The following is a 23,042-nucleotide window of genomic DNA, read 5'->3' on the forward strand; positions in this document are numbered from 1 at the left end:
TCACGGTGGGGTGGGCGGTACGACGACGCGCGCTCTCCCGCGGCGGCCGGTGGGGGCCGCCGCGGGAGAGCGGGGTCGTTCAGTTGGCGGCGGCCTGGGCGGCCATCCGGGTGCGCAGGCTCAGCGGGCGCATGTCGGTCCACACCTCGCCGATGCGGGTGAGGCACTCCTGCTTGGTGCCGCCGGTGCCCTCGGCCCGCCAGCCGTCCGGCAGGGCGCGGTCCGCCCACCAGATCGAGTACTGCTCCTCGTCGTTGAGCACCACGAGGTAGCTCTGCTCGTCGACAATCTGCTCAGCCATGACGCTCCCAGGTCGGTTGAGGCCGGTGCCGCCAGGGGCGGCTGGATGCACGGGACGGCCGAGCTGTTGGGCGGGCCGGCTGCCCGCACACTCGTCCGACTGCCCGGGAAGTCTGCGGTGGCCCGCTATAGACGCTCTATACCGTCGGATCCGGCCGTCGGCGTGCCTTCCGGCGCAGGTCACGAGGGGTGCGCGGGCCCCGGATCGGGGCGGTCCGGGGCGTGGTGGAAATCACGATTGCTTATATCGAGGGGTTTGCGGTGGCCGAAAAATGCCCTTCCGCCACCCTGGGTGTCCATTACTTGACTTCATGTCATTCGATGACAGAAACTCGACCGGGGGCGTGCAGGGAGTGACATTTCCGTGGCTCGGCCCAGCCGGGGGGCAGCCATATTCAAGGCCCCCGTGTGAAGAAGTTCAGAGATTCCTCGGGGGACGTTTCACCATGTCAGACCTGCTTCGCGTGATCAGACCGCGTCTGTGTCCAGCCTCTTCGCATTCCGACTGTCCAATGTCGACTGATTCTTGACGGCCCATCAGACCATCCTCCCTGGACAATTGGATTCACGGCAATGCTGGAGAAGCTGGGCCTCGGTGCCGAGGCCGGTTCGGTCTACAAAGAAATGCTCAAGGATCCGCAGAGCGGACCCGCCGACATCGCCGGCCGGCTCGGCTGGACCGAGGCCCGGGTGCGGTCGTCCCTGGACGAGCTCGCCCGCCTCGCGCTGCTGAGACCGTCCTGGCAGGACCCGGGCGTGCTGAAGCCGGTGGAGCCGGAGGTCGGGCTGCGCTATCTGCTCGACCGCCGGGAGGCCGAGCTCCAGCGGCGCCTGCTGGAGATCGAGCAGGGCCGCCGCGACCTCGTCGAGGTGGTCGCCGAGTACGCCAACCTGACCCGGTCCTCCCGCAAGAGCGCGGACGTCGAGGTGCTGGAGGGGATCGACTCGATCCGGCTGCGGATCGAGTCGCTGGCGACCGGCTGCACCGAGGAGGTGCTGGGCTTCGTCACCTCGGGGGTGATGTCCGAGGCGAACATCGAGGCCAGCCGTCCGCTGGACCTGCGGGTGCTGCGCGGCGGGGTCCGGCTGCGCTCGATCTACCTGGAGAGCATCAAGAACGACAACAACACCATTGCGTATGCTCATTGGCTGACGGAGCAGGGCGCCCAGGTGCGCGTCGCGCCGACGCTTCCGCCGCGCATGGTGATCTACGACCGGTCCACCGCTATTGTTCCGGTGGACCCCGAGGAGACCCGCAGGGGCGCCCTCGTGCTGCGCGGCCACGGAGTGGTCGGCGCGCTGTGCGAACTGTTCGAGCGGGTCTGGCAGAGCTCCCTGCCGGTCGCCTCCGAGCCGGAGGCTCCGGTCGGCCGGGAACAGCCCGAACTGTCCCCGCGATCGCAGGCCATCCTGGTCCTGCTGGCCAAGGGCGCCACCGACGAGATGATCGCCCGCAGGCTCGGCGTCTCGGTCCGCACCGTACGGCGCGGCACTGCCGAGCTGGCCGCCCAGCTGGGCGCCAAGACGAAGTTCCAGGCCGGGATGATGGCGCTCCAGCACGGCTGGGTCGATCCCGCCCTGCTCTCCTGACACCGGCCGCCGCCGGACCCGGACCCGGGGCCGGCGGCGCTCGGCCCGGTCGGGAGCGTCGGCGGCCGGCCGGGGCGGGAACGCCGGTGCCGCGCCCGGCTGGACCCACCTGCCGCATCCCCGTCCTCGCGGGCCGGGCCGGCCGCCCCGTGCCACCGGGGGTGTAGCCAGCCATACCCCGGGACTGAATCCCAGGCCATTGAGCCGCACCCACCCCGACTGATGGGCTGAGACTATGAACGCCACGGACTTTGCCGTTGAACTCCGATCGGTCTGCCGGACCTACCGACGCGGACCCGAGCCGGTCGTCGGCCTGGACGACGTGAGTGTCGGATTCCCCTTCGGGACCTTCACCGCCGTCATGGGCCCCTCCGGCTCCGGCAAGTCGACCCTGCTGCGGTCCGCCGCGGGCCTGGAGCCGATCGACCAGGGGGAGGTACGGGTCGACGGCACCGCCCTGGGCGGCCTGCGCGACAACGACCTGACCGTGCTGCGCCGGGAGAAGATCGGCTTCGTCTTCCAGTCCTTCAACCTGCTGCCCGCCCTGACCGCGGCGCAGAACGTGGCGCTCCCGGCCAAGCTGGCCGGCCGGCACCCCGCGCCCTCCGAGGTGACCGCCGCGCTGGCCGTCGTCGGCCTCGCCGAGCGGGCCGGACACCGGCCGGGCGAGCTCTCCGGCGGTCAGCAGCAGCGGGTGGCCATCGCCCGCGCGCTGATCACCCGCCCCGCGGTGCTGCTGGCCGACGAGCCGACCGGCGCCCTGGACACCAAGAGCGGCCGCGAGGTCCTGGCCCTGCTGCGCTCCATGGCCGACGAGCCCAGCCGCGCCGTGGTCATGGTCACCCACGACCCGGTCGCCGCCTCCTACGCCGACCGCGTGGTCTTCCTCCGCGACGGCCGGCTGGCCGGCTCGCTGGAGCGGCCCACCGCCGAGCAGGTCGCCGCCCGGATGACCGCGCTGGAGGCCGTGGCATGCTGAGCCTCGCCCTCGCCACCATCAAGCTGCGCTGGGCCTCGTTCGTCGGCAGCTTCGTCGCCCTGGCCTGCGGTGTCGCCCTGATGGCGACCTCGATCCTGGTCATGGCCGCCACCTCGGACATCCCCGACCAGGAACGCCAGCGCTTCTCGCAGGCCCCCGTCCTGGTGTCCGCCTTCCACACCCTGGACTTCAGGCGGGACGACGGCGACGTCTCCCCGACCCCGGTGGCCAAGCAGCAGGGCCTGCCGGCCGAGCTGATCGCCGCGGTGGCCGCCACCGGCCGGACGGTCGAGGACCGCACCTTCTACGCCCAGCTCGCGGACGGCCCGCACGACCAGGTCGGACGCGCCTGGTCCAGTGCGGAGCTCGGCGGCTACCGGCTGACCGCCGGCTCGGCGCCGAGCACCGACGAGCAGATCGTCATCGGCGGCGGCAGCCCCGACCAGGTCGGCCGGCGCGTCCAGTACGTCACCGCCGACGGCCTGCACAGCGCGACCGTCTCCGGCGTCACCGAGGCGGAGCCGTTCGAGCACGCCGTCTTCTTCACCGACGCGCAGGCCGCCCGCTTCTGCCCCGCCGTCGGCGTGCTGGCCGCCTTCGGCCCCGTCGACGCGGTCCGCCAGGCGGTGGCCGGCGCCGGCGGCGCGACCACCGCCCGGGTGCTGACCGGTGCCGAGCGCAGCCAGCTGGACCCGCACCACATCGACGTCGCCGGCCAGCTGGACAACGTGCAGACCCCGCTCGGGCTCTCCGCCGCGGTCTCCGGCGGCACCGCGGTGTTCGTGGTCGCGGGCACCTTCGCGCTGTCGATCGCCCAGCGCCGCCGTGAGCTCGCCCTGCTCCGCCTGATCGGCGCCACCCGCAAGCAACTGCGCACCCTGGTCAACCGGGAGGCCCTGCTGGTCGGCCTGCTGGCCTCCGTCACGGGCTGCGTGCTCGGTGCGGTCGGGGCGCCGCTGGCCGGCCGCTGGCTGATCGACCACGACATGGTGCCGGCCGACTTCACCGTCCCGATCAGCTGGTGGGGGCTGCTCGTCGCGGCCCTGATCGGACTGCTGACCGCGATGGCCGGCGTGGTGCTCTCCTCGTTCAAGGCCGGACTGGTCAGCCCGGGCGAGGCGCTGATGGAGGCCGACGTGGAGCGGCGCTCGCGGGTCGCCCTGGCGGTCCGCTGGATCAGCGGCCTGCTCGTGCTCGGCGGCGGCATCGCGGCGCTCGTGGTGGTGGCCCGGACCTGGCCCGACGCCGCGGCCAGCGCCGCCGACTCGCTCGGACTGCTGCTGGCCGTCGTCGGCGGCTGCGTCCTGCTCGCGGGCGTGCTGGCCACCCCGGTGATCCGGCTGCTGACGGTGCTGCCCACGCTCTCGGCCCGGCTGCGCGGCCGCCCCGCCGAGGACGGCGGCGGCATCGTCTGGGCCACCGCCCGGCAGAGCGCGCTGACGGCCTTCCGGCGCACCGCCGCCACCACCACCCCGGTGGTGCTGGTCGTCGCCTTCGCCGGCTGCCTGCTCGGCAGCGTCGACACCATCAACCGCTCGAAGGTCACCGAGGTCCGCGGCCAGCTGGCCGCCACCGACTTCGTCGTCGCACCGGCCGGCACGCCCGGGCTGAGCCGGACCGTGGTGGACCGCGTCCGCGCCGTGCCCGGCGTGCGGAGCCTGGTCATCACCCCGACCCTGGTGATGGCCGACCAGGACGGCCAGGCCCTGGTCGCCTTCCCCGCCGCGACGGCGGACGCCGCCGCGCTGGCCGAGGTCGACCGGCTCCCGGTCGTCGAGGGCTCGCTGGCCGACCTCGGCCCCGACTCGATCGTGCTCAGCCGCACCTGGCCCGGCTCGCCGCGGACCGGGCAGCAGGTCCCGGTCTGGCTGGCCGACGGCACCCCCCGGACCCTGCGGGTCGCCGCCGTCCTCGGCACCGGCGCCGAGACGGTCCAGGCCTGGGTGACCGGGCACAACGCCGTCACCGGCGGGGTCGGCGGCCAGGCCCTGGCGAGCCAGATCCACCTGCGGGTGCTGCCCGGCACCGACCGGCAGCAGGCCGCCGACGCCCTGCGGACGGCCGTGCAGGGGCTGGGCGCCAAGCTCGCGACCTCGGAGGAGACCTGGTCGGCGGCCACCGACAGCAACGAGGAGGCCTCCTGGAACGCCCTGCTGATGATCCTCGGCCTGGCGATCTGCTACGCGGCCATCGCGCTGGCCAACTCGCTGGTGATGACCGTCGCCGACCGCAGGAAGGAGCTGTCGCTGCTGCGCCTGGCCGGCGCCACCAAGGCCCAGGTGCTGCGCACCGTCGCCGTCGAGACGATGCTGTGCGTGGCGGCCGGGACGTTCCTCGGCCTGCTCGGTACCGCGATCAGCATCGGCGGCTCCTGGGCGGCCCTGACCAACCTGGTCGGCCCGACGCCCGCGGTGGTGCCCTGGGGCACGATGGGCGTGCTCGCCGCCTGCTGCGCGGCCATCGCGCTCGTCTCGGCGGTGCTGCCGGCCGCGCTCGCGCTGCGCGACCGGGACGGCCAGGGCATCCTGCGCGGGGCCGCCGGTTCGGCCTGACCACCCCGCCAGCGGCTCCAAGTGCCGGGAACTCCACGGGAGTTTCCGGCACTTTCGGTTTCCGGGGGCGGTGCCGGAGCGGCCGGCCCGGCGGCGTATAGGGGCGTTATAGCGAGGCTGCGCAGACTGGCCGGGAATCCCATCCCACCGTGAACTCGGGAGCGTCATGGCTGAGCAGATTGTCGACGAGCAGACCTACCTGGTGGTGCTCAACGACGAGGAGCAGTACTCGATCTGGTGGGCGGACCGCGCCCTGCCGGACGGCTGGCGGGCCGAGGGCACCGGCGGCACCAAGCAGGAGTGCCTCACCCGCATCGGCGAGGTGTGGACCGACATGCGCCCGCTGAGCCTGCGCACCCGGATGGCCGCCCAGGCCGCCGCCAACTGACCCACCACCGACTCGTCCGGGGAGGCCGCACGCCCGCTGGGGGCGACGCCGGCCGCCCCGGACGGTGATGTCACCGCCAGCTACCCGCCCGAAGTGGAGCAAGTCGAAGTGTCAGGATCGCGGATCGATGCGAGCAACCCCGTACTGACCGGCGAGCTGTTCGCAGCCCGGGCGGCGGCCACTCCGACCGCGGTCGCGGTGGTGGTCGGTGATGTCGAGCTGACGTACGGGCAGGTGGCGGAGCGGGCGGCGCGGTTCGGAGCCCTGCTGCGGGCGGCGGGTGTCGGTCCGGAGAGCGTGGTGGGTGTGTGCCTGCCGCGTGAGGCGGATCTGGTGCCGCTGCTGCACGGCGTCTGGCGGGCCGGTGGCGCGTATCTGCCGATCGACCCGGCCCTGCCGGGTGAGCGCATCGACTACATGCTGGCGGACTCGGGCGCCGCGGTGCTGGTCACCGTCAGCGGTCAGGCGGTGGACTTCGCCGGGACCAGGATCGACCTGGACACGGTGGTGCTCGACGAGGTCCCACCGGTACCCGCTTCGGGCGCGGTGACGGATCCGGAGCAGTTGGCGTACGTGCTGTACACGAGCGGTTCGACGGGGCGTCCGAAGGGCGTGATGATCGGGCACGGTGCGCTGCACAACCTGCTCGCCTCGATCCGGGACGACCTGGGGGCCCAGGGCCGTACGGTGTGGCTGGCCTCGACCTCGGTGTCCTTCGACATCTCGGGTCTGGAGCTGCACCTGCCGTTGATCACGGGTGGCCGGGTGGTGCTGGCACGGGACCACGAGGCGAAGGACCCGGCGGCACTGATCGCCCTGATCGGGGCCCACCGGGTGACCCATGTGCAGGCGACGCCGTCGGCGTGGCGACTGCTGCTGGAGGCCGGCTTCGACGACTGGACGGTCACCGCCCTGACCGGCGGCGAGCCCCTCCCGGCGCACCTCGCGACCCGGCTGATCGAGACCACGCAGCGGGTGGTCAACGTCTACGGTCCGACCGAGACCACCATCTGGTCGAGCTTCTGGGACGTCCCCGAGGAGCCGGAGACCATCGCCGTCGGCCACCCGCTGGCCAACACCGGCCTGTACGTGCTGGACGAGCGACTGCGGCAGCTGCCCCCCGGAGTGACCGGCCAGTTGTTCATCGACGGTGACGGGGTGGCCCGGGGTTACCACGGCCGGGCGGACCTCACGGCGGAGAAGTTCCTGCCGAACCCGTACGGGGCGGCGGGTTCGCGGCTGTACGCGACGGGTGACCTGGCGCGGTTCCTGGCGGACGGCGGCCTGGAGTGCCTGGGCCGGATCGACAGCCAGGTCAAGATCCGCGGTTACCGTATCGAGCTGGGTGAGATCGAGACGGTCCTGAGCGGGCTGGAGCAGGTCCGCCAGGCCGTCGTGACCGTCCACGACGAGGCCCTCGTCGCGTATGTCGTGCCCGCCGGCGGCAGGGTGGACGCGGGGGAGCTGCGGGCCCGCCTCGCCGAAACCCTGCCCGAGTACATGGTCCCGGGCGCGTTCGTGGCCATCGACGCCGTCCCGCTGAGCAACAGCGGCAAGGTCGACCACCGCGCCCTCCCCGCCCCCGGCCTGGACGCGTTCGCCACCGGCGGCTACACCGCCCCGCGCACCCCCGTCGAGGAGCGCCTCGCCGCGGTCTGGGCCGAGGTGCTGGGCCTGCCCCAGGTCGGTGTCGAGGACAGCTTCTTCGACCTCGGCGGCGACTCCATCCGCGCCGTCCGCCTCGTCGGAGCCCTGCGCGCAGCCGGCTACGACGTCACCATCCCCGATGTCTTCCAGCAGCGCACCATCGCCGCCCTCGCGGCCCGGATCGGTGACGGCACCGGCCACTCCCTGATCACCGCCGTCGAGCCCTTCGCCCTCATCGGCGAGGACGACCGCGCGGCCCTCCCGGCCGACGTCGTCGACGCCTACCCGCTCTCCCAGGCGCAGACCGGCATGCTCGTCGAACTGGCGGCGGCCCAGGGATCGACGCTCTACCACAACCTCAACTCCTTCCGGATCGCCGAGAGCATCGGCTACGCGGCGGAGGAGCTGCGCCGCGCCGTCGACATCCTGACGGAGCGTCACGAAATTCTGCGCACCTCGATCGCGCTGTCCGGGTACGCGCAGCCGCTGCAGCTCGTGCACCCCTCGGCGCGGATCCCGCTCACCACCGTCGACCTGCGCGGCCTCACCGCCGACCAGGCGCGGGACCGGGCACGCGAGTACGTGCGGCAGGAGCGCGCGGCCGGCTTCGACCTGACCGCCGCCCCGCTGCTGCGGATCGCCGCGCACATCGAGTCCGACCGGGCCTGGCACCTGACCTTCAGCCACAGCCACACCGTGACCGACGGCTGGACGCTCAACTCGCTGCTGATGGAGCTCCTGGGCGTCTACCAGGCGCTCTGCGAGGGCCGTGAACCGGCGGTCCACGAGGCGCCCGCCGTCCGCTACGCCGACTACATCGCCGCCGAACAGGCCTCCCTCGCCGACCCGGCCGACCAGGCCTTCTGGCAGCAGGTCGTCGACGAGCACAGCCCGCTGGTGCTGCCCGGCAGCTGGGCGGACCAGGCGGGGCGGGCCCCGGTCGACCGGACCGTCGACTACACCGACCTGGAGGACGGGCTGCGCGTCCTCGCCGGCCGGGCGAAGACCTCGCTCAAGAGCGTGCTGCTGGCCGCGCACCTCAAGGTGCTGTCCGCCCTCACCCCGGACGAGGCCTTCCACACCGGCGTGGTCTACCACGGCCGTCTGGAGGCGCCGGGCGCCGACCGGGTGCTCGGTATGCACCTCAACACCCTGCCGTTCCCGACCACTCGGGGTGCGAAGACCTGGCGTGAGCTGGTCGAGCGGACCTACGCCACCGAGACCGCCATCTGGTCCCACCGCCGCTACCCGCTGCCCGCCGTCCAGCGCGCCGCGGGCGGCGTCGGCCTGCTGTCGACCCTCTTCGACTACCAGGACTTCCACCAGGTCGACAGCGGGAAGGCCGGCGGCGGCATCGGCATCGACGGCGGCCTGGACGGGGGCGGCAACGAGTTCGCCCTGATGGCCATCGCCGGCAACGGACGACTCGGCCTCGCCGCCGGAGCCGGCGCCCTCGGAAGCGCGAACCTGGAGCGGCTGGCCGCCCTCTACCGGCTGGTCCTGGAGTCGATGGCCGCCGATCCGGACGGTGACGCCCTCGCCGTCCCGCTGCCCGAGACCGACCGCCGGCTGCTCGCCGACTGGCAGCGGCGCACCGAACTGCCCGTGGACGCCTGCCTCCACGAGCTGTTCGCCGCCCGGGCCGCCCGCACCCCGGACGCCGTCGCCCTGACCAGCGGCTCGTCCCACCTCACCTACGCCGAGCTGGACGAGCGGGCCAACCGCATCGCCCAGCACCTCACCGCCCTCGGTGCCCGTCCCGACACCGTGGTCGGCGTCAGCCTGGAGCGCGGCCCGGACCTCGTCCCGACCCTGCTCGGCGTCCTGAAGTCCGGCGCCGCCTACCTGCCGCTGGACCCTTCCAACCCGGCCGACCGCCTCGCCTACATGCTGGCCGACGCCAAGGCCGGCCTGCTCGTCACCCACTCCGCCCTGGACGAGCTGGAGTTCACCGGCACCCGCGTCCTCGTCGACGCCCACGAGGCCGAGATCGCGGCCCGTCCGGCCACCGCGCCGGTCACGGACGTGCGTCCGGACAACCTGATCTACGTCATCTACACCTCGGGCTCCACCGGCCTGCCCAAGGGCGTCAGCCTCACCCACGCCAGCGTCGCCCGCCTGTTCACCACGACCCGCGAGCAGCTGGCCTTCTCGGCGGACGACGTGTGGGCGCTGTTCCACTCCTACGCCTTCGACGTCTCCGTCTGGGAGATGTGGGGCGCCCTGCTGCACGGCGCCCGCCTCGTCGTCGTCCCGCCCACCGTGAGCCGCTCCCCGCACGACCTGATCGACCTGCTGGTCCGCGAGCGGGTCAGCGTGCTGTGCCAGACGCCGTCCGCCTTCCGCGCGCTGTCCGGCCTGGCCGAGCAGGACGACCCGCGGGTGGACCGACTCGCCCTGCGCACCGTCATCTTCGCCGGTGAGCGCCTCGACATGGCCGAACTCCGCTCCTGGGCGGCCCGCAAGGGCACCGAGCGCCCGGCCCTGGTCAACATGTACGGCCCCACCGAGATCACCGTGTACGCGACCCACCACGTGATCACCGCCGACGAGGTGGCCACCTCCCACCGCAGCAACATCGGCCATGCGCTGGGGGACCTGAGCATCCACCTCCTGGACACCGCCGGCCACCCGGTGCCGGTCGGCGTGCCCGGTGAGATGCACATCGGCGGCCCGGGCCTGGCCCGGGGCTACCTCGACCGCCCCGGGCTGACCGCCGAGCGGTTCGTCCCCGACCCCTTCGGCGCGCCCGGCTCCCGCCTCTACCGCACCGGCGACCTCGTCCTCCGCCTGCCCGACGGCGCCATCGACTTCCTCGGCCGGATCGACGGCCAGATCAAGATCCGCGGCTACCGCGTCGAGCTCGGCGAGATCGAGGCCGCGCTGGCCGCCTGCGCCGGGGTGCGCCAGGCCGTGGTCACCGTGCGCGAGAACGCGGCGGGGGAGAAGTCCCTGGTCGGTTACGTCGTCACCGGGACCGCCGGGGCGGGCGCCGACACGGCGGCGCTGCGCGCGGCGCTGTCCGTCACCCTGCCCGAGTACATGGTCCCGGCCGCGTTCGTCGCCCTGGACGCCCTCCCGCTCAGCAACAGCGGCAAGCTCGACCGCCGCGCGCTGCCCGCGCCGGACCTGGACGCCTTCAGCACCGGCGGCTACACCGCCCCGCGCACCCCGGTCGAGGAGCGCCTGGCGGCGGTGTGGGCCGAGGTCCTCGGCCTGTCCGAGGTGGGCGTCGAGGACAGCTTCTTCGACCTCGGCGGCGACTCCATCCGCGCCGTCCGCCTGGTCGGCGCGCTGCGCGCCGCCGGCTACGACGTGAGCATCCGCGACGTCTTCGACCACCGCACCGTCGCCGCCCTGGCCGCCACGGTCGGCGACGGCGGCGCGTCGCTGATCACCGCCGTCGAGCCGTTCGCGCTGATCGCGGAGGAGGACCGCGCGGCCCTGCCCGCCGACGTCGTCGACGCCTACCCGCTCTCGCAGATCCAGACCGGCATGCTGGTCGAGCTGATGACCTCCGGCGACCGCGGGCTCTACCACAACCTGAACTCCTTCCGGATCCCCGACGCCGTGCCCTTCGACGCCGTCGCGTTGCGCGGCGCGCTCGACCTGGTCGCCGCCCGGCACGAGATCCTGCGCACCTCGCTGCACCTCGCGGACTTCTCCCGGCCGCTCCAGCTGGTGCACGCCGCCGTCACCTTCCCGCTCGCCGTGCACGACCTGCGCGGCCTCACCGCCGAACATGCACGGGACCGGGCGGACACCTACCTGCGGGAGGAGCGCGCGGCCGGCTTCGACCTGACGGCCGCTCCGCTGCTGCGCTTCGCCGCGCACATCGAGTCCGACCGGGCCTGGCGCCTGACCTTCAGCCACAGCCACACCGTGACCGACGGCTGGACGCTCAACTCGCTGCTGATGGAGCTCCTGGACGTCTACCGGGCGCTGTCCGAGGGCCGTGAACCGGCGGTGCACGAGGCGCCCGCCGTCCGTTACGCCGACTACGTCGCCGCCGAACAGGCCTCCCTCGCCGACCCGGCCGACCAGGCCTTCTGGCAGCGGATCGTCGACGAGCACAGCCCGCTCGCGCTGCCGGCCGGGTGGGGCGGCGAGCGCGGCGGGCAGGTGAGCCACCAGGTGCCGTTCGCGGACCTGGAGGACGGCCTGCGGGCGCTGGCCGCCGAGGCGAGGACGTCGATCAAGAGCGTGCTGCTGGCCGCGCACCTCAAGGTGCTCGGCAGCCTGACGGCCGAGGACGCCTTCCACACCGGCGTGGTCTACCACGGCCGGCTGGAGGCGCCGGGCGCCGACCGGGTGCTGGGCATGCACCTCAACACCCTGCCGTTCCCGGCGACCCGGGGCGCGAAGACCTGGCGTGAGCTGGTCGAGCGGACGTACGCGACCGAGAGTGCCATCTGGTCGCACCGCCGCTACCCGCTGCCCGCCATCCAGCGCGCCGCCGACAACACCCGTGACCTGATCACCGTCCTCTTCGACCACCACGACTTCCACCAGGTCGACACCGACACCGTCGACGTGGACGGCGGGATCAACGACGGCGGCACCGAGTTCGCGCTCAACGCGATCCCCTCGAACGGGTACGTCAACCTGAGCGGCTCGACGGAGTTCTTCACCGCGGCGAACCTGGAGCGGCTGGGCGCGATGTACCGGTCGGTGCTGGAGGCGATGGCCGCCGACGCCGACGGCGACGCCCGCGCCGCCCACCTGCCGGCCGACGAACTCTCCCGGCTGCTCGACACCTGGAACACCGCCGTCGAGCAGCCGGTCGAGGACTGCGTCCACGCGCTGTTCGCCGCCCAGGCCGCCCGGACGCCGGACGCCATCGCCCTCACCAGCGGCTCGTCCCACCTGACCTACGCGGAGCTGGACGAGCGGGCCAACCGCATCGCCCACCACCTCATCGCGCTGGGCGCCGGCCCCGAGCGGATCGTCGGCCTCTCTCTGGAACGCGGACCCGACCTCATCCCGGCCCTGCTGGGCATCCTGAAGTCCGGCGCCGCCTACCTGCCGCTCGACCCGGCCAACCCCGCCGACCGCCTCGCCTACATGCTCACCGACGCCAAGGCCGACCTGCTCGTCACCCACTCCGCCCTCGAAGAGCTGGAGTTCACCGGGACCCGCGTGTTCGTCGACGTCCACGCGGCCGAGATCAACGCGTGCCCGGCCACCGCACCGGTCACGGACGTGCGTCCGGACAACCAGATCTACGTCATCTACACCTCGGGCTCCACCGGCCTGCCCAAGGGCGTCAGCCTCACCCACGCCAACGTCGCCCGCCACTTCGCGGCCACCCGGAAGCAGTTCGGCTTCCGGCCGGGCGACGTGGTCACCCAGTCGCATGCCTACAGCTTCGACGTCTCCGTCTGGGAGATGTGGGCCGCCCTGCTGCACGGCGGCCGGCTCGTCGTCGTCCCCTCGGCGATCGCCCGCTCGCCGCACGACTTCCTGGACCTCATGGTCGAGCAGCAGGTCACCGTCCTGCTGCAGACGCCCTCCGCGTTCTCCGCCCTCGCGGCGGCCGCCAAGGACGGCGACCCGCGGCTCGACCGGCTGGCCCTGCGCCTGGTCGCCTTCGGCGGTGAGCGGCTGGAGGCCGCCGAACTCCAGCCCTGGATCGCCCGGATGGGCCTGGACCACCCCGAGCCGGTCAACCTGTACGGCCCGACCGAGACCACCATGCACTGCGCCTACCACCGGGTCGGCGCCGAGGACCTCGCCGACCCGCGCCGCAGCGTCATCGGGCGCCCGGTCGGCGACCTCACCATCCACCTGCTGGACGCGGCCGGCCGCCTGGTACCCACCGGCGTTCCCGGCGAGATCCACGTCGGCGGCCCCGGCGTGGCCCGCGGCTACCTCGACCGCCCCGCCCTCACCGCCGAGCGCTTCGTCCCCGACCCGTTCGGCGCGCCCGGAACTCGCCTCTACGCCACCGGCGACCTCGCCCGCCGCCTGCCCGACGGCAGCCTCGACTCCCTCGGCCGGATCGACAGCCAGGTCAAGATCCGCGGCCACCGCGTCGAGCTCGGCGAGATCGAGTCCGCGCTGACCGCCCACCCGGACATCCGCGACGCCGTGGTGACCGTCCACGAGCCGGCCCCGGGGGTCAAGCGCCTGATCGCCTACCTGGTGGCCGCCGGGCCGCTCGACCTGACCGGGCTGCGCGCCCGGCTCGGCGAGAGCCTGCCGGAGTACATGGTCCCGGCCGGGTACGTCCTGCTCGACCGGATCCCGCTGACCAGCAGCAGCAAGGTCGACGTGCGTGCGCTGCCCGCCCCCGACGCCGAAGCCTTCGACGCCTCGGAGTACGTCGGCCCGCGCACCCCCGCCGAGGAGCGGATCGCCGCCATCTGGGCCGACGTCCTCGGCCTGTCGCAGGTGGGCGTGCGGAGCAGCTTCTTCGACCTCGGCGGTGACTCGATGCGGGTCGTCCGGCTGGTCGGCGCGCTGCGCGCGGCGGGCTTCGACATCACCGTCCCCGCGGTCTTCGAGCACCGCACCGTCGCCGCGCTGGCCGCCACGGTCGGGACCGGCGGCGAGTCGCTGATCACCGCCGTCCGGCCGTTCGCGCTGATCGGCGACGGTGACCGGGCGCTGCTGCCCGCCGACGCCGTCGACGCCTACCCGCTCTCCCAGGTGCAGACCGGCATGCTCGTCGAGCTGCTCGCCACCACCGCCGCCCCCGGGAAGCAGCGCAGCCTGTACCACAACGTCAACTCCTTCCTGATCCGGGACGGGCAGCCCTTCTCGCTGGAGTCGCTGCAGGGCGCCGTGGACACCGTGGCGGCCCGCCACGACATCCTGCGCACCTCGATGCACCTGGAGGGTTTCGACGAGCCGCTGCAGATCGTGCACGCCACCGCCGACTACCCGGTGGTCCTGGAGGACCTGCGCGGCCTCGACCAGGCCGAACGGGCGCGGCTCAAGGGCGAGTTCCTGACGCGGGAGCAGTCCCGGACCTTCGACCTCACCGTCGCGCCGCTGCTGCGGGTCTCGGCGCTCGTCGAGTCCGAGGACTCCTGGCGGCTCAACTTCACCTACAACCACGCCATTTCGGAGGGATGGAGCTACAACTCGCTGCTGATGGAGGTGCTCGACTGCTACCGCGCGCTGCGCGCCGCGGGCGCGCCGGACGCCTACGAGCAGCCGGCGGTGCGGTACGCGGACTTCATCGCCGCCGAGCAGACCGCGCTGGCCGACCCGGCGACCCAGGCCTTCTGGCAGCAGATCGTCGAGGAGCACACGCCGCTGGCGCTCCCGGCCGGCTGGGCCGCCGAGGCGGGCGAGGCGACCCGCCGGCACCTCCAGGTGCCGTTCGCGGACCTGGAGGACGGCCTGCGCGAGCTGGCCGCCCGGGCGAAGACCTCGCTCAAGAGCGTGCTGCTCGCGGCGCACCTCAAGGTGCTGTCCGCCCTCACCCCGGACGAGGCCTTCCACACCGGTGTGGTCTACCACGGCCGTCTGGAGGCGCCGGGTGCCGACCGGGTGCTGGGTATGCACCTCAACACCCTGCCGTTCCCGACCAGTCGGGGTGCGAGGACCTGGCGTGAGCTGGTCGAGCGGACGTACGCGACCGAGACCGCCATCTGGTCGCACCGCCGTTACCCGCTGCCCGCCATCCAGCGCGCCGCCGGGAACACCCGCGACCTGCTCACGGTGCTGTTCGAGTTCCTCGACTTCCACCAGGTCGACACCGAAGCGGTCGACGTGGACGGCGGAGTCAGCGACGGCATCAACGAGTTCGCGCTCAACGTCATCCCGACCCGCGGCAGCGTGAACTTCCACGTCTCGGCCGGGGTGCTCAGCCAGGCGAGCCTGGAGCGGTTGGGTGGGTTGTACCGGTCGGTGTTGGAGGCGATGGCGGCGGATCCGGAGGGTGACGCGCGTGTGGTGCCGTTGTCCGGGGCCGAGGTGGCGGTGTTGTCCGCGCCGGGGCGTGAGGTGGTGTGGTCGACGGCCAGTGCGCCGGAGGCGTTCGCGGCCCGGGTCGTGGAGTCGCCGGACGCGGTCGCGGTGGTGGTCGGTGATGTGGAGCTGACGTACGGGCAGGTGGCTGAGCGGGCGGCGCGGTTCGGTGCCCTGTTGCGGGCCGCTGGTGTCGGTCCGGAGAGCGTGGTGGGTGTGTGCCTGCCGCGTGAGGCGGATCTGGTGCCGCTGCTGCACGGCGTCTGGCGGGCCGGTGGCGCGTATCTGCCGATCGATCCGGCCCTGCCGGGTGAGCGGATCGACTACATGCTGGCGGACTCGGGCGCCGCGGTGCTGGTCACCGTGAGCGGCCGGTCGGTGGACTTCGCCGGGACCAGGATCGACCTGGACACGGTGGTGTTCGACGAGCCGCCGACCCTTGCCGTGCCGGGTGTGACGGTTCCGGAGCAGTTGGCGTACGTGCTGTACACGAGTGGTTCGACGGGGCGTCCGAAGGGCGTGATGATCGGGCACGGTGCGCTGCACAACCTGCTCGCCTCGATCCGGGACGACCTGGGGGCGCAGGGCCGTACGGTGTGGCTGGCCTCGACGTCGGTGTCGTTCGACATCTCGGGTCTGGAGCTGCACCTGCCGCTGGTCACGGGTGGTCGGGTGGTGCTGGCGCGGGACCATGAGGTGAAGGATCCGGCGGCGCTGATCGCTCTGGTCGGGGCGCATGGGGTGAGTCATGTGCAGGCGACGCCGTCGGCGTGGCGGCTGCTGCTGGAGGCGGGTTTCGAGGAGCGTTCGGTCACCGCGCTGACGGGTGGCGAGCCGTTGCCCGGGCACCTCGCGTCCGCCTTGTCGGCGGTCACGCGGCGGGTGGTCAACGTCTACGGTCCGACGGAGACGACCATCTGGTCGAGCTTCTGGGACGTCCCCGAGGAGCCGGAGACCATCGCCATCGGCCACCCGTTGGCCAACACCGGCGTCTATGTCCTGGACGAGGGGCTGCGGCTGCTTCCGTCGGGGGTGACCGGCCAGTTGTTCATCGACGGTGACGGGGTGGCCCGGGGCTACCACGGCCGGGCGGACCTCACGGCGGAGAAGTTCCTGCCGAACCCGTACGGGGCGGCGGGTTCGCGGCTGTACGCGACGGGTGACCTGGCCCGGTTCCTGGCGGACGGCGGCCTGGAGTGCCTGGGCCGGATCGACAGCCAGGTCAAGGTCCGTGGCTACCGTATCGAGCTGGGTGAGATCGAGACGGTCCTGAGCGGGTTGGAGCAGGTCCGCCAGGCCGTCGTGACCGTCCACGACGAGGCCCTCGTCGCCTACCTGGTGACCGAGGACGGCAGCGCGCCGGACATCGCCGCCGTACGGCGCGAACTGGGCCGGCAGTTGCCGGAGTACATGGTCCCGGGCGCGTTCGTGGCCATCGACGCCGTCCCGCTGAGCAACAGCGGCAAGGTCGACCACCGCGCCCTCCCCGCCCCCGGCCTGGACGCGTTCGCCACCGGCGGCTACACCGCCCCCCGCACCCCCGTCGAGGAGCGCCTGGCCGCGGTCTGGGCCGAGGTCCTCGGCCTGCCCCAGGTCGGTGTGGAGGACAGCTTCTTCGACCTCGGCGGCGACTCCATCCGCGCCGTCCGCCTCGTCGGAGCCCTGCGCGCCGCCGGCTACGACGTCACCATCCCGGACGTCTTCCAGCAGCGCACCATCGCCGCCATGGCCATCGCGGTCGGTGACGGCACCGGCGAGTCCCTGATCACCGCCGTCCAGCCCTTCGCCCTCATCGGTGACGACGACCGCACGGCCCTCCCGGCCGACATCGTCGACGCCTACCCCCTCTCCCAGGTCCAGACCGGCATGCTCGTCGAACTGCTGGGTTCGGGGGACCGCGGGCTCTACCACAACCTGAACTCCTTCCGGATCCCGGACACCGCGCCCTTCGACGCCGTCGCGTTGCGCGGCGCGCTCGACCTGGTCACCGCCCGGCACGAGATCCTGCGCACCTCGCTGCACCTCGCGGACTTCTCCCAGCCGCTGCAGTCGGTGCACGCCACCGCCGAGGTCCCGCTCACCGTGCACGATCTGCGTGGTCTGACCGAGGCCGAGGTGGCGGAGCGCACGACCGCCTACGTCGAGCAGGAGCGGGCGGCGGGCTTCGACCTGGCCGCCGCCCCGCTGCTGCGGATCGCCGTGCACATCGAGTCCGACCGGGCCTGGCGGGTGACCACCAGCCACAGCCACACCGTGACCGACGGCTGGACGCTCAACTCGCTGCTGATGGAGCTCCTGGAGGTCTACCGGGCGCTGCGCGACGGCCGCGAACCGGCGGTCCACGAGGCGCCCGCCGTCCGCTACGCCGACTACATCGCCGCCGAGCAGACCGCGCTCTCCGACCCGCAGACCCAGGCCTTCTGGCAGCACCTGGTCGACGCCCACAGCCCACTCGCCCTCCCCGGCAGCTGGGCGGATCCGGCGACCCCGGGTACGCCCGTCGGCCGGATCGTCCACTACGGCGACCTGGAGGACGGTCTGCGTCGTCTCGCCACCGAGGCGAAGACGTCGCTGAAGAGCGTGCTGCTGGCCGCGCACCTCAAGGTGATGGGCAGCCTGACGGCCGAGGACGCCTTCCACACCGGCGTGGTCTACCACGGGCGCCTGGAAGCGCCCGGGGCCGACCGGGTGCTCGGCATGCACCTCAACACCCTGCCGTTCCCGACCACTCGGGGCGCGAAGACCTGGCGTGAGCTGGTCGAGCAGACCTACGCCACCGAGACCGCCATCTGGTCCCACCGCCGCTACCCGATGCCCGCCGTCCAGCGCGCCGCCGGCAGCTCCGGCGAGCTGGTCTCGATCCTCTTCGAGTACCTGGACTTCCACGTCGTGGACGAGAACTCCGTCGACCTGGACGGGTCGATGGGCGACGGCGCCAACGAGTTCGCCCTCAACGTGCTGGCCCGGCGCGACCATCTGACGCTGGCCGGTACCAGTGCGGCCGTCGACCGGTCGCGGCTGGGCCTACTGGGTGAGCGTTACCGGCTGGTCCTGGAGGCGATGGCCGCCGACCCCAACGGCGACGCGACCCTCTCCCACCTGCCGGAGGCGGAGCGCGCCCAGCTCACGACCTGGGCCGCGGGCGACCCCGTCGACTGGCCGCAGGGCCTGACCGTCGACCTGATCGAAGCCCAGGCCGCCGCGACGCCGGACGCCATCGCCGTCATCGCCGGGAACGTCCGCCTCACCTACCGCGAGGTCGACGAACGCGCCAACCGCATCGCCCACCACCTGCTCACCCTCGGCGCGGGACCGGACGTCCTCGTCGGTGTCTGCCTGGAGCGCGGCCCCGACCTCGTCCCCACCCTCCTCGGCGTCTGGAAGGCCGGCGCCGCTTACCTGCCGCTGGACCCGTCCTGGCCCGCCGACCGCCTCGCCTACGTCCTCACCGACACCGCCACCCCGATCGTGGTCACCTCCGGCGCCCTCACCGCCACCCTCACCCCCGTCTTCGACGCCACCCTCGTCGTCCTCGAACGCGACCACCGCCGCATCGACCGCCACCCCACCACCACCCCCCAGCGCACCCTCGACGGCCAGAACCTCGCCTACGCCATCTACACCTCAGGCTCCACCGGCCGCCCCAAGGGCGTCCTCGTCCACCACCACGGCCTCGCCAACTACCTCAACCACACCACCCACCTCTACGCCGCTGCCGGAACCGGCGGCGCACCCCTCTTCTCCTCCATCGCGTTCGACCTCGGCATCCCCAACCTCTTCACCCCCCTCCTCACCGGCCAGCCCCTCACCCTCCTCCCCGACAGCCTCGACACCGCGAGCCTGGGCACGGCACTGGTGGAAGCCGGACCGTTCTCCTTCATCAAGCTCACCCCCGGCCACCTCGACCTCCTCACCCACCAACTCACCCCCACCCAGGCACGCGACCTCGCCGGCATCGTCATCGCCGCGGGCGACAACTTCCCCCTCACCCTCGCCCAGCGCTGGCAGGACCTCGCCGGCCCCCACGGCACCCGCCTCGCCACCGAGTACGGACCCACCGAGATCACCATCGGCAACTCCGGCAGCCCCGTCGACACCACCCTCACCCTCGAAGCCGTCCCCCTCGGCACACCCTTCCCCAACACCGGCATGCACGTCCTCGACGAGCACCTCCACCCCGTCCCCGTCGGCGTCCCCGGCGAGATCCACATCGACGGCACCGGCATCTCCCGCGGCTACCACCACCGCCCCGACCTCACCGCGGAGAAGTACCTGCCCAACCCCCACGGCCCCGCCGGCACCCGCCTCTACCGCACCGGCGACCTCGCCCGCTTCCTCCCCGACGGCACCCTCGAAACCCTCGGCCGCATCGACAACCAGGTCAAGATCCGCGGCTACCGCATCGAACTCGGCGAAATCGAAGCCCGCCTGCGAGAACACCCCCACATCACCGACACCGTCGTCACCGTCCGCGAACCCAGCCCCGGCAACAAGCGCCTCACCGCCTACCTCATCACCCACACCACCATCGACACCCAGGCACTACGCGCCCAACTCGCCGACAAACTCCCCGACTACATGATCCCGACCACCTACCTCACCATCGACACCATCCCCCTCACCCCCAACGGCAAGATCGACACCCGCGCCCTCCCCACCCCCGACCTCGACACCCTCACCACCACCCACTACACCGCCCCCCGCACCCCCCTCGAAGAACGCCTCGCCACCATCTGGGCCGAGGTCCTCGACCTCCCCCGCATCGGCATCCACGACAGCTTCTTCGACCTCGGCGGCGACTCCATCCGCGCCGTGCAGGTGCTGGCCAAGTGCCGGGAGGCCGGCGTGCCGCTGGCGCTGTGGATGATGCTCCAGGCCAAGAGCCTGGCCGAGGTGGCGGGCATGATCGACGCCGAGCCGGCCGGTCCGGCCGGGGAGGACGTGCCGCTGACCCCCAGCCAGCACCGGCTGCTGGCCTCGGCCGACGGCGGTGCCCGGACGGTTCGGCTGGCGCTCGGGCGGCTGCCCGACGCAGCGGTGCTCGCCGCCGCGCTCGGCGCGCTGGTGGCCCGCCACGAGGCTCTGCGGCTGCGGATCTCCGCCGACGGCCGGTCGGCGGAGCCGGCCCCGGCGCCCGCCGGGACGGCCCTGCTCTCGGTGCTCGATCTCGGTACCGTGGCGCCCGCCGACCGTGCCGGCGAGCTCGACGGCGCGCTCGCCCGGGACCGGGCCGGGCTGGTCCCGTCCGAGGGTGCGATGCTCCGCGCCACGCTGGTCCGCTTCGACGACGAGAAGCGTCACGAGCTGTGGCTGACGATCCACCAGCTCGCGGCGGACTCCGCCTCCTGGCCGATCGTGCTCGCCGATCTGAACGCGGCCTACGCCCAATCGGCGGCGGGTGCTCCGGTGCTGACGGCCCCGGTCGAGGTGCCGTGGCGGGCCTGGGCGCAGGAGCTGGGCGAGCAGGCGCACTCCGAGCGGGTGGCCGAGCAGGCGGAGTACTGGCTCGACCGGGCCGAGGCCGTGTCGCTGCCGGTGGACCGGGTCGGGGACCAGGCGCCGTGCCGGGCCACCGAGGAGACCGTCACGGTCGTGCTGCCCGCCGAGCGGACGGCCGCGCTGCTGGCCGGTCCGCGCCCCGAGCAGCCGTTGCTGACCGCCCTTGGCCAGACCCTGGCGCAGTGGGCGGGCGGTGACCGGATCCTGCTCGACGTCGTCACCGATCCGCGCCACCAGCAGGCGCTGGCATCCGAGTTGGCGAACACCGTCGGCCCGCTGGCGGACCTCCACCCGGTGGTGCTGCGGATCCCGAAGGGGCGTGAGCTGTCCGCCGTGCACACCGCGGTCGCGCGCCGGCTGCGGTCGGTGCCGGCGCCCGCGCACGGCTACGGCCTGCTCCGCTACCTGGCGCCGGATGCCGAGCTGGCGGCCGAGCTGGCGGAGCTGCCGACCGGCGAGGTCCGGTTCGGCTTCACCCCGGCCGCGCCGACGGCCGCCGCGCCGCCGCTCATCGGTGCCGAGCGGGACGGCGAGCCGCCGCTGGTGTTCGTCCCGGGCCGGATCGAGCTGCGGGCGGCCCCGGACGCGCCGTCGACCCACCTGCTCGACATCGCGGCCGAGGTCTACGACGGCCGGCTGTACCTGCACTGGACGTACAACACCGCCGTCCACGAGCCGGCCACCGTCCAGCGCCTCGCCGCCGAGCAGCTGCGCTGCGTGGCGGAGCTGCTGGACCAGGCCGGTGACCGGCCGGCGGCCGCCCCGCGCGGCCGGTCCGCGGCGGCCCCGGCGGGTGTCGCCGGGGTGGCCGAGGTGATGGCGCGGCACGGCATCCCGGGTGCCTCGCTGGCGCTGATCCGCAACGGCGAGCTGGCGGCGGTCGAGCAGTTCGGCGTGCTCGGGGTGGAGGACCCCGCACCGGTGACCGCCGAGACGCTGTTCCCGGCCGGTTCGATCTCCAAGCACGTGACCACGTTCGCCCTGTTGCGCCTCGTCGAGGCCGGCGTGATCGAGCTGGACCGCGACGTCAACGAGTACCTCACCTCCTGGCAGGTCCCCGCGCTGCCCGGGGTGTCGACCCCGGTGACGCCCCGGCTGCTGATCGCCAACCTGTCCGGCATCGCCCCCCATCCGGACGTCGACGGGAACTACCACCGCCACGACCCGGTGCCCACGGTGCTCGACGTGCTGAACGGCCGCCCGCCGGCGATCACCCCGCCGGCCCGGCTGCTGGATGAGCCCGGCGCCACCTTCCGGCAGATCCCGCTGAACTACTCGGTGCTCCAGCAGGCCATGGCGGACGCCACCGGCGAGGAGTTCCCGGCCCTGGTGCACCGGCTGGTACTGGCGCCGTTGGGGATGACCGGCAGTGGCTTCGGGGTGGCCGTCCCGGACGAGCTGGGTCGGCCGTACGCGCGCGGCCACCACGCCGACGGCACCCCGGTGTCCGGCGGGTACGTGCTCAACCCCGAGCTGGCGGCCGGCGGCCTGTGGACCACCGCGGCCGATCTGGCCAGGCTGGCCGTCGAGGTGCGGCGCTGCCACCTGGGGCACTCCGGCGGCCTGGTGGGCGCCGAGCTGGTCCGGCGGATGCTCGCCCCGCAGTCCGGTCGCTCCTACGGCTGGAGCACCATCGTCGACGACACCAGCGGCGACCTCGAGTTCGGGCACGGGGGCCAGGCCGTCGGGTTCCAGGCGATGACCGGCCTGCGGGTGCACTCCGGCACCGGCGTGGTGCTGCTGTCCAACGCGGTCACCGGGCGCGAGCTGGTCAAGCACCTGCTCGCCACGGTGTGGACCGGACAGAACCGGCTGGCCCACCTCTGGCAGCAGGCGATCGACGAGGCCACCGAGGCGGAGTCGCGGCTGGGCTGAGCCCCGGCTGGGCCGAGCCGCTGAGGGCCCGGCCGCCGGCCCCCGTCCCCCCCGCCGCGCGCGGGGCGGGCGGGGGCCGGTCAGCGTGCGGCGGCCGTGGCCGGACCCCGGTCCGACGCGGGTTGCCGAAGCCCCGGATCGCCCCGGATCGCCCCGGACCGGCCCCCGGGCCTACCCCCGAATCGCCCCGGGCCCGCCCTCCCGGGCATGACCACATCGTGCCAGTGCAGCGTCCTGACGTCGCCGGATCGCTGACTGGGCCCCCCGACCGGCCCAGAATCCAGAGGGGGGC

6 protein-coding genes are annotated in these 23,042 nt (G+C 73.2%); 5 read left to right on the top strand and 1 reads right to left on the bottom strand.

Annotated elements, in window-relative coordinates:
• Positions 1-79: 79 nt before the first annotated feature.
• The gene (locus tag OG618_RS20390) at positions 80-301 is read right to left on the bottom strand and encodes an MbtH family protein (RefSeq protein WP_329488965.1); all 222 of its coding nucleotides are present in this window, start codon (positions 299-301) and stop codon (positions 80-82) included.
• Between the two features lie 572 nt (positions 302-873).
• Between OG618_RS20390 and OG618_RS20395 the strand changes: the two genes are divergently transcribed.
• From OG618_RS20395 to OG618_RS20415, 5 genes are all read left to right on the top strand, one after another.
• Positions 874-1,890, top strand: coding sequence for a helix-turn-helix transcriptional regulator (locus tag OG618_RS20395; protein WP_329488966.1), 1,017 nt, complete (start codon positions 874-876; stop codon positions 1,888-1,890).
• A gap of 235 nt (positions 1,891-2,125) precedes the next feature.
• Positions 2,126-2,869: an ABC transporter ATP-binding protein gene (locus OG618_RS20400; protein WP_329488967.1), complete on the top strand. Its 744-nt coding sequence runs from the start codon at positions 2,126-2,128 to the stop codon at positions 2,867-2,869.
• Complete coding sequence (locus OG618_RS20405) at positions 2,863-5,421, top strand: FtsX-like permease family protein (protein ID WP_329488968.1); 2,559 nt, start codon at positions 2,863-2,865, stop codon at positions 5,419-5,421. Before OG618_RS20400 ends, OG618_RS20405 begins: the two co-directional genes overlap by 7 nt.
• A gap of 166 nt (positions 5,422-5,587) precedes the next feature.
• The gene (locus tag OG618_RS20410) at positions 5,588-5,809 is read left to right on the top strand and encodes an MbtH family protein (RefSeq protein WP_329488969.1); all 222 of its coding nucleotides are present in this window, start codon (positions 5,588-5,590) and stop codon (positions 5,807-5,809) included.
• 93 nt (positions 5,810-5,902) lie between these two features.
• Positions 5,903-22,750 carry a non-ribosomal peptide synthetase gene (locus tag OG618_RS20415; protein WP_329488970.1) on the top strand — a complete coding sequence of 5,616 codons (16,848 nt, stop codon included), beginning with the start codon at positions 5,903-5,905 and terminating at the stop codon, positions 22,748-22,750.
• The last annotated feature ends 292 nt before the right edge of the window (positions 22,751-23,042 follow it).

It is taken from the genome of Kitasatospora sp. NBC_01246 (assembly GCF_036226505.1).
Classification (GTDB): Bacteria; Actinomycetota; Actinomycetes; order Streptomycetales; family Streptomycetaceae; genus Kitasatospora.

What these genes read in the sequence shown, in the direction of transcription:
- OG618_RS20390 (WP_329488965.1), bottom strand. Translation starts at nt 301, where the DNA reads ATGGCTGAGCAGATTGTCGACGAGCAGAGCTACCTCGTGGTGCTCAAC.
- OG618_RS20395 (WP_329488966.1), top strand. Translation starts at nt 874, where the DNA reads ATGCTGGAGAAGCTGGGCCTCGGTGCCGAGGCCGGTTCGGTCTACAAA.
- OG618_RS20400 (WP_329488967.1), top strand. Translation starts at nt 2,126, where the DNA reads ATGAACGCCACGGACTTTGCCGTTGAACTCCGATCGGTCTGCCGGACC.
- OG618_RS20405 (WP_329488968.1), top strand. Translation starts at nt 2,863, where the DNA reads ATGCTGAGCCTCGCCCTCGCCACCATCAAGCTGCGCTGGGCCTCGTTC.
- OG618_RS20410 (WP_329488969.1), top strand. Translation starts at nt 5,588, where the DNA reads ATGGCTGAGCAGATTGTCGACGAGCAGACCTACCTGGTGGTGCTCAAC.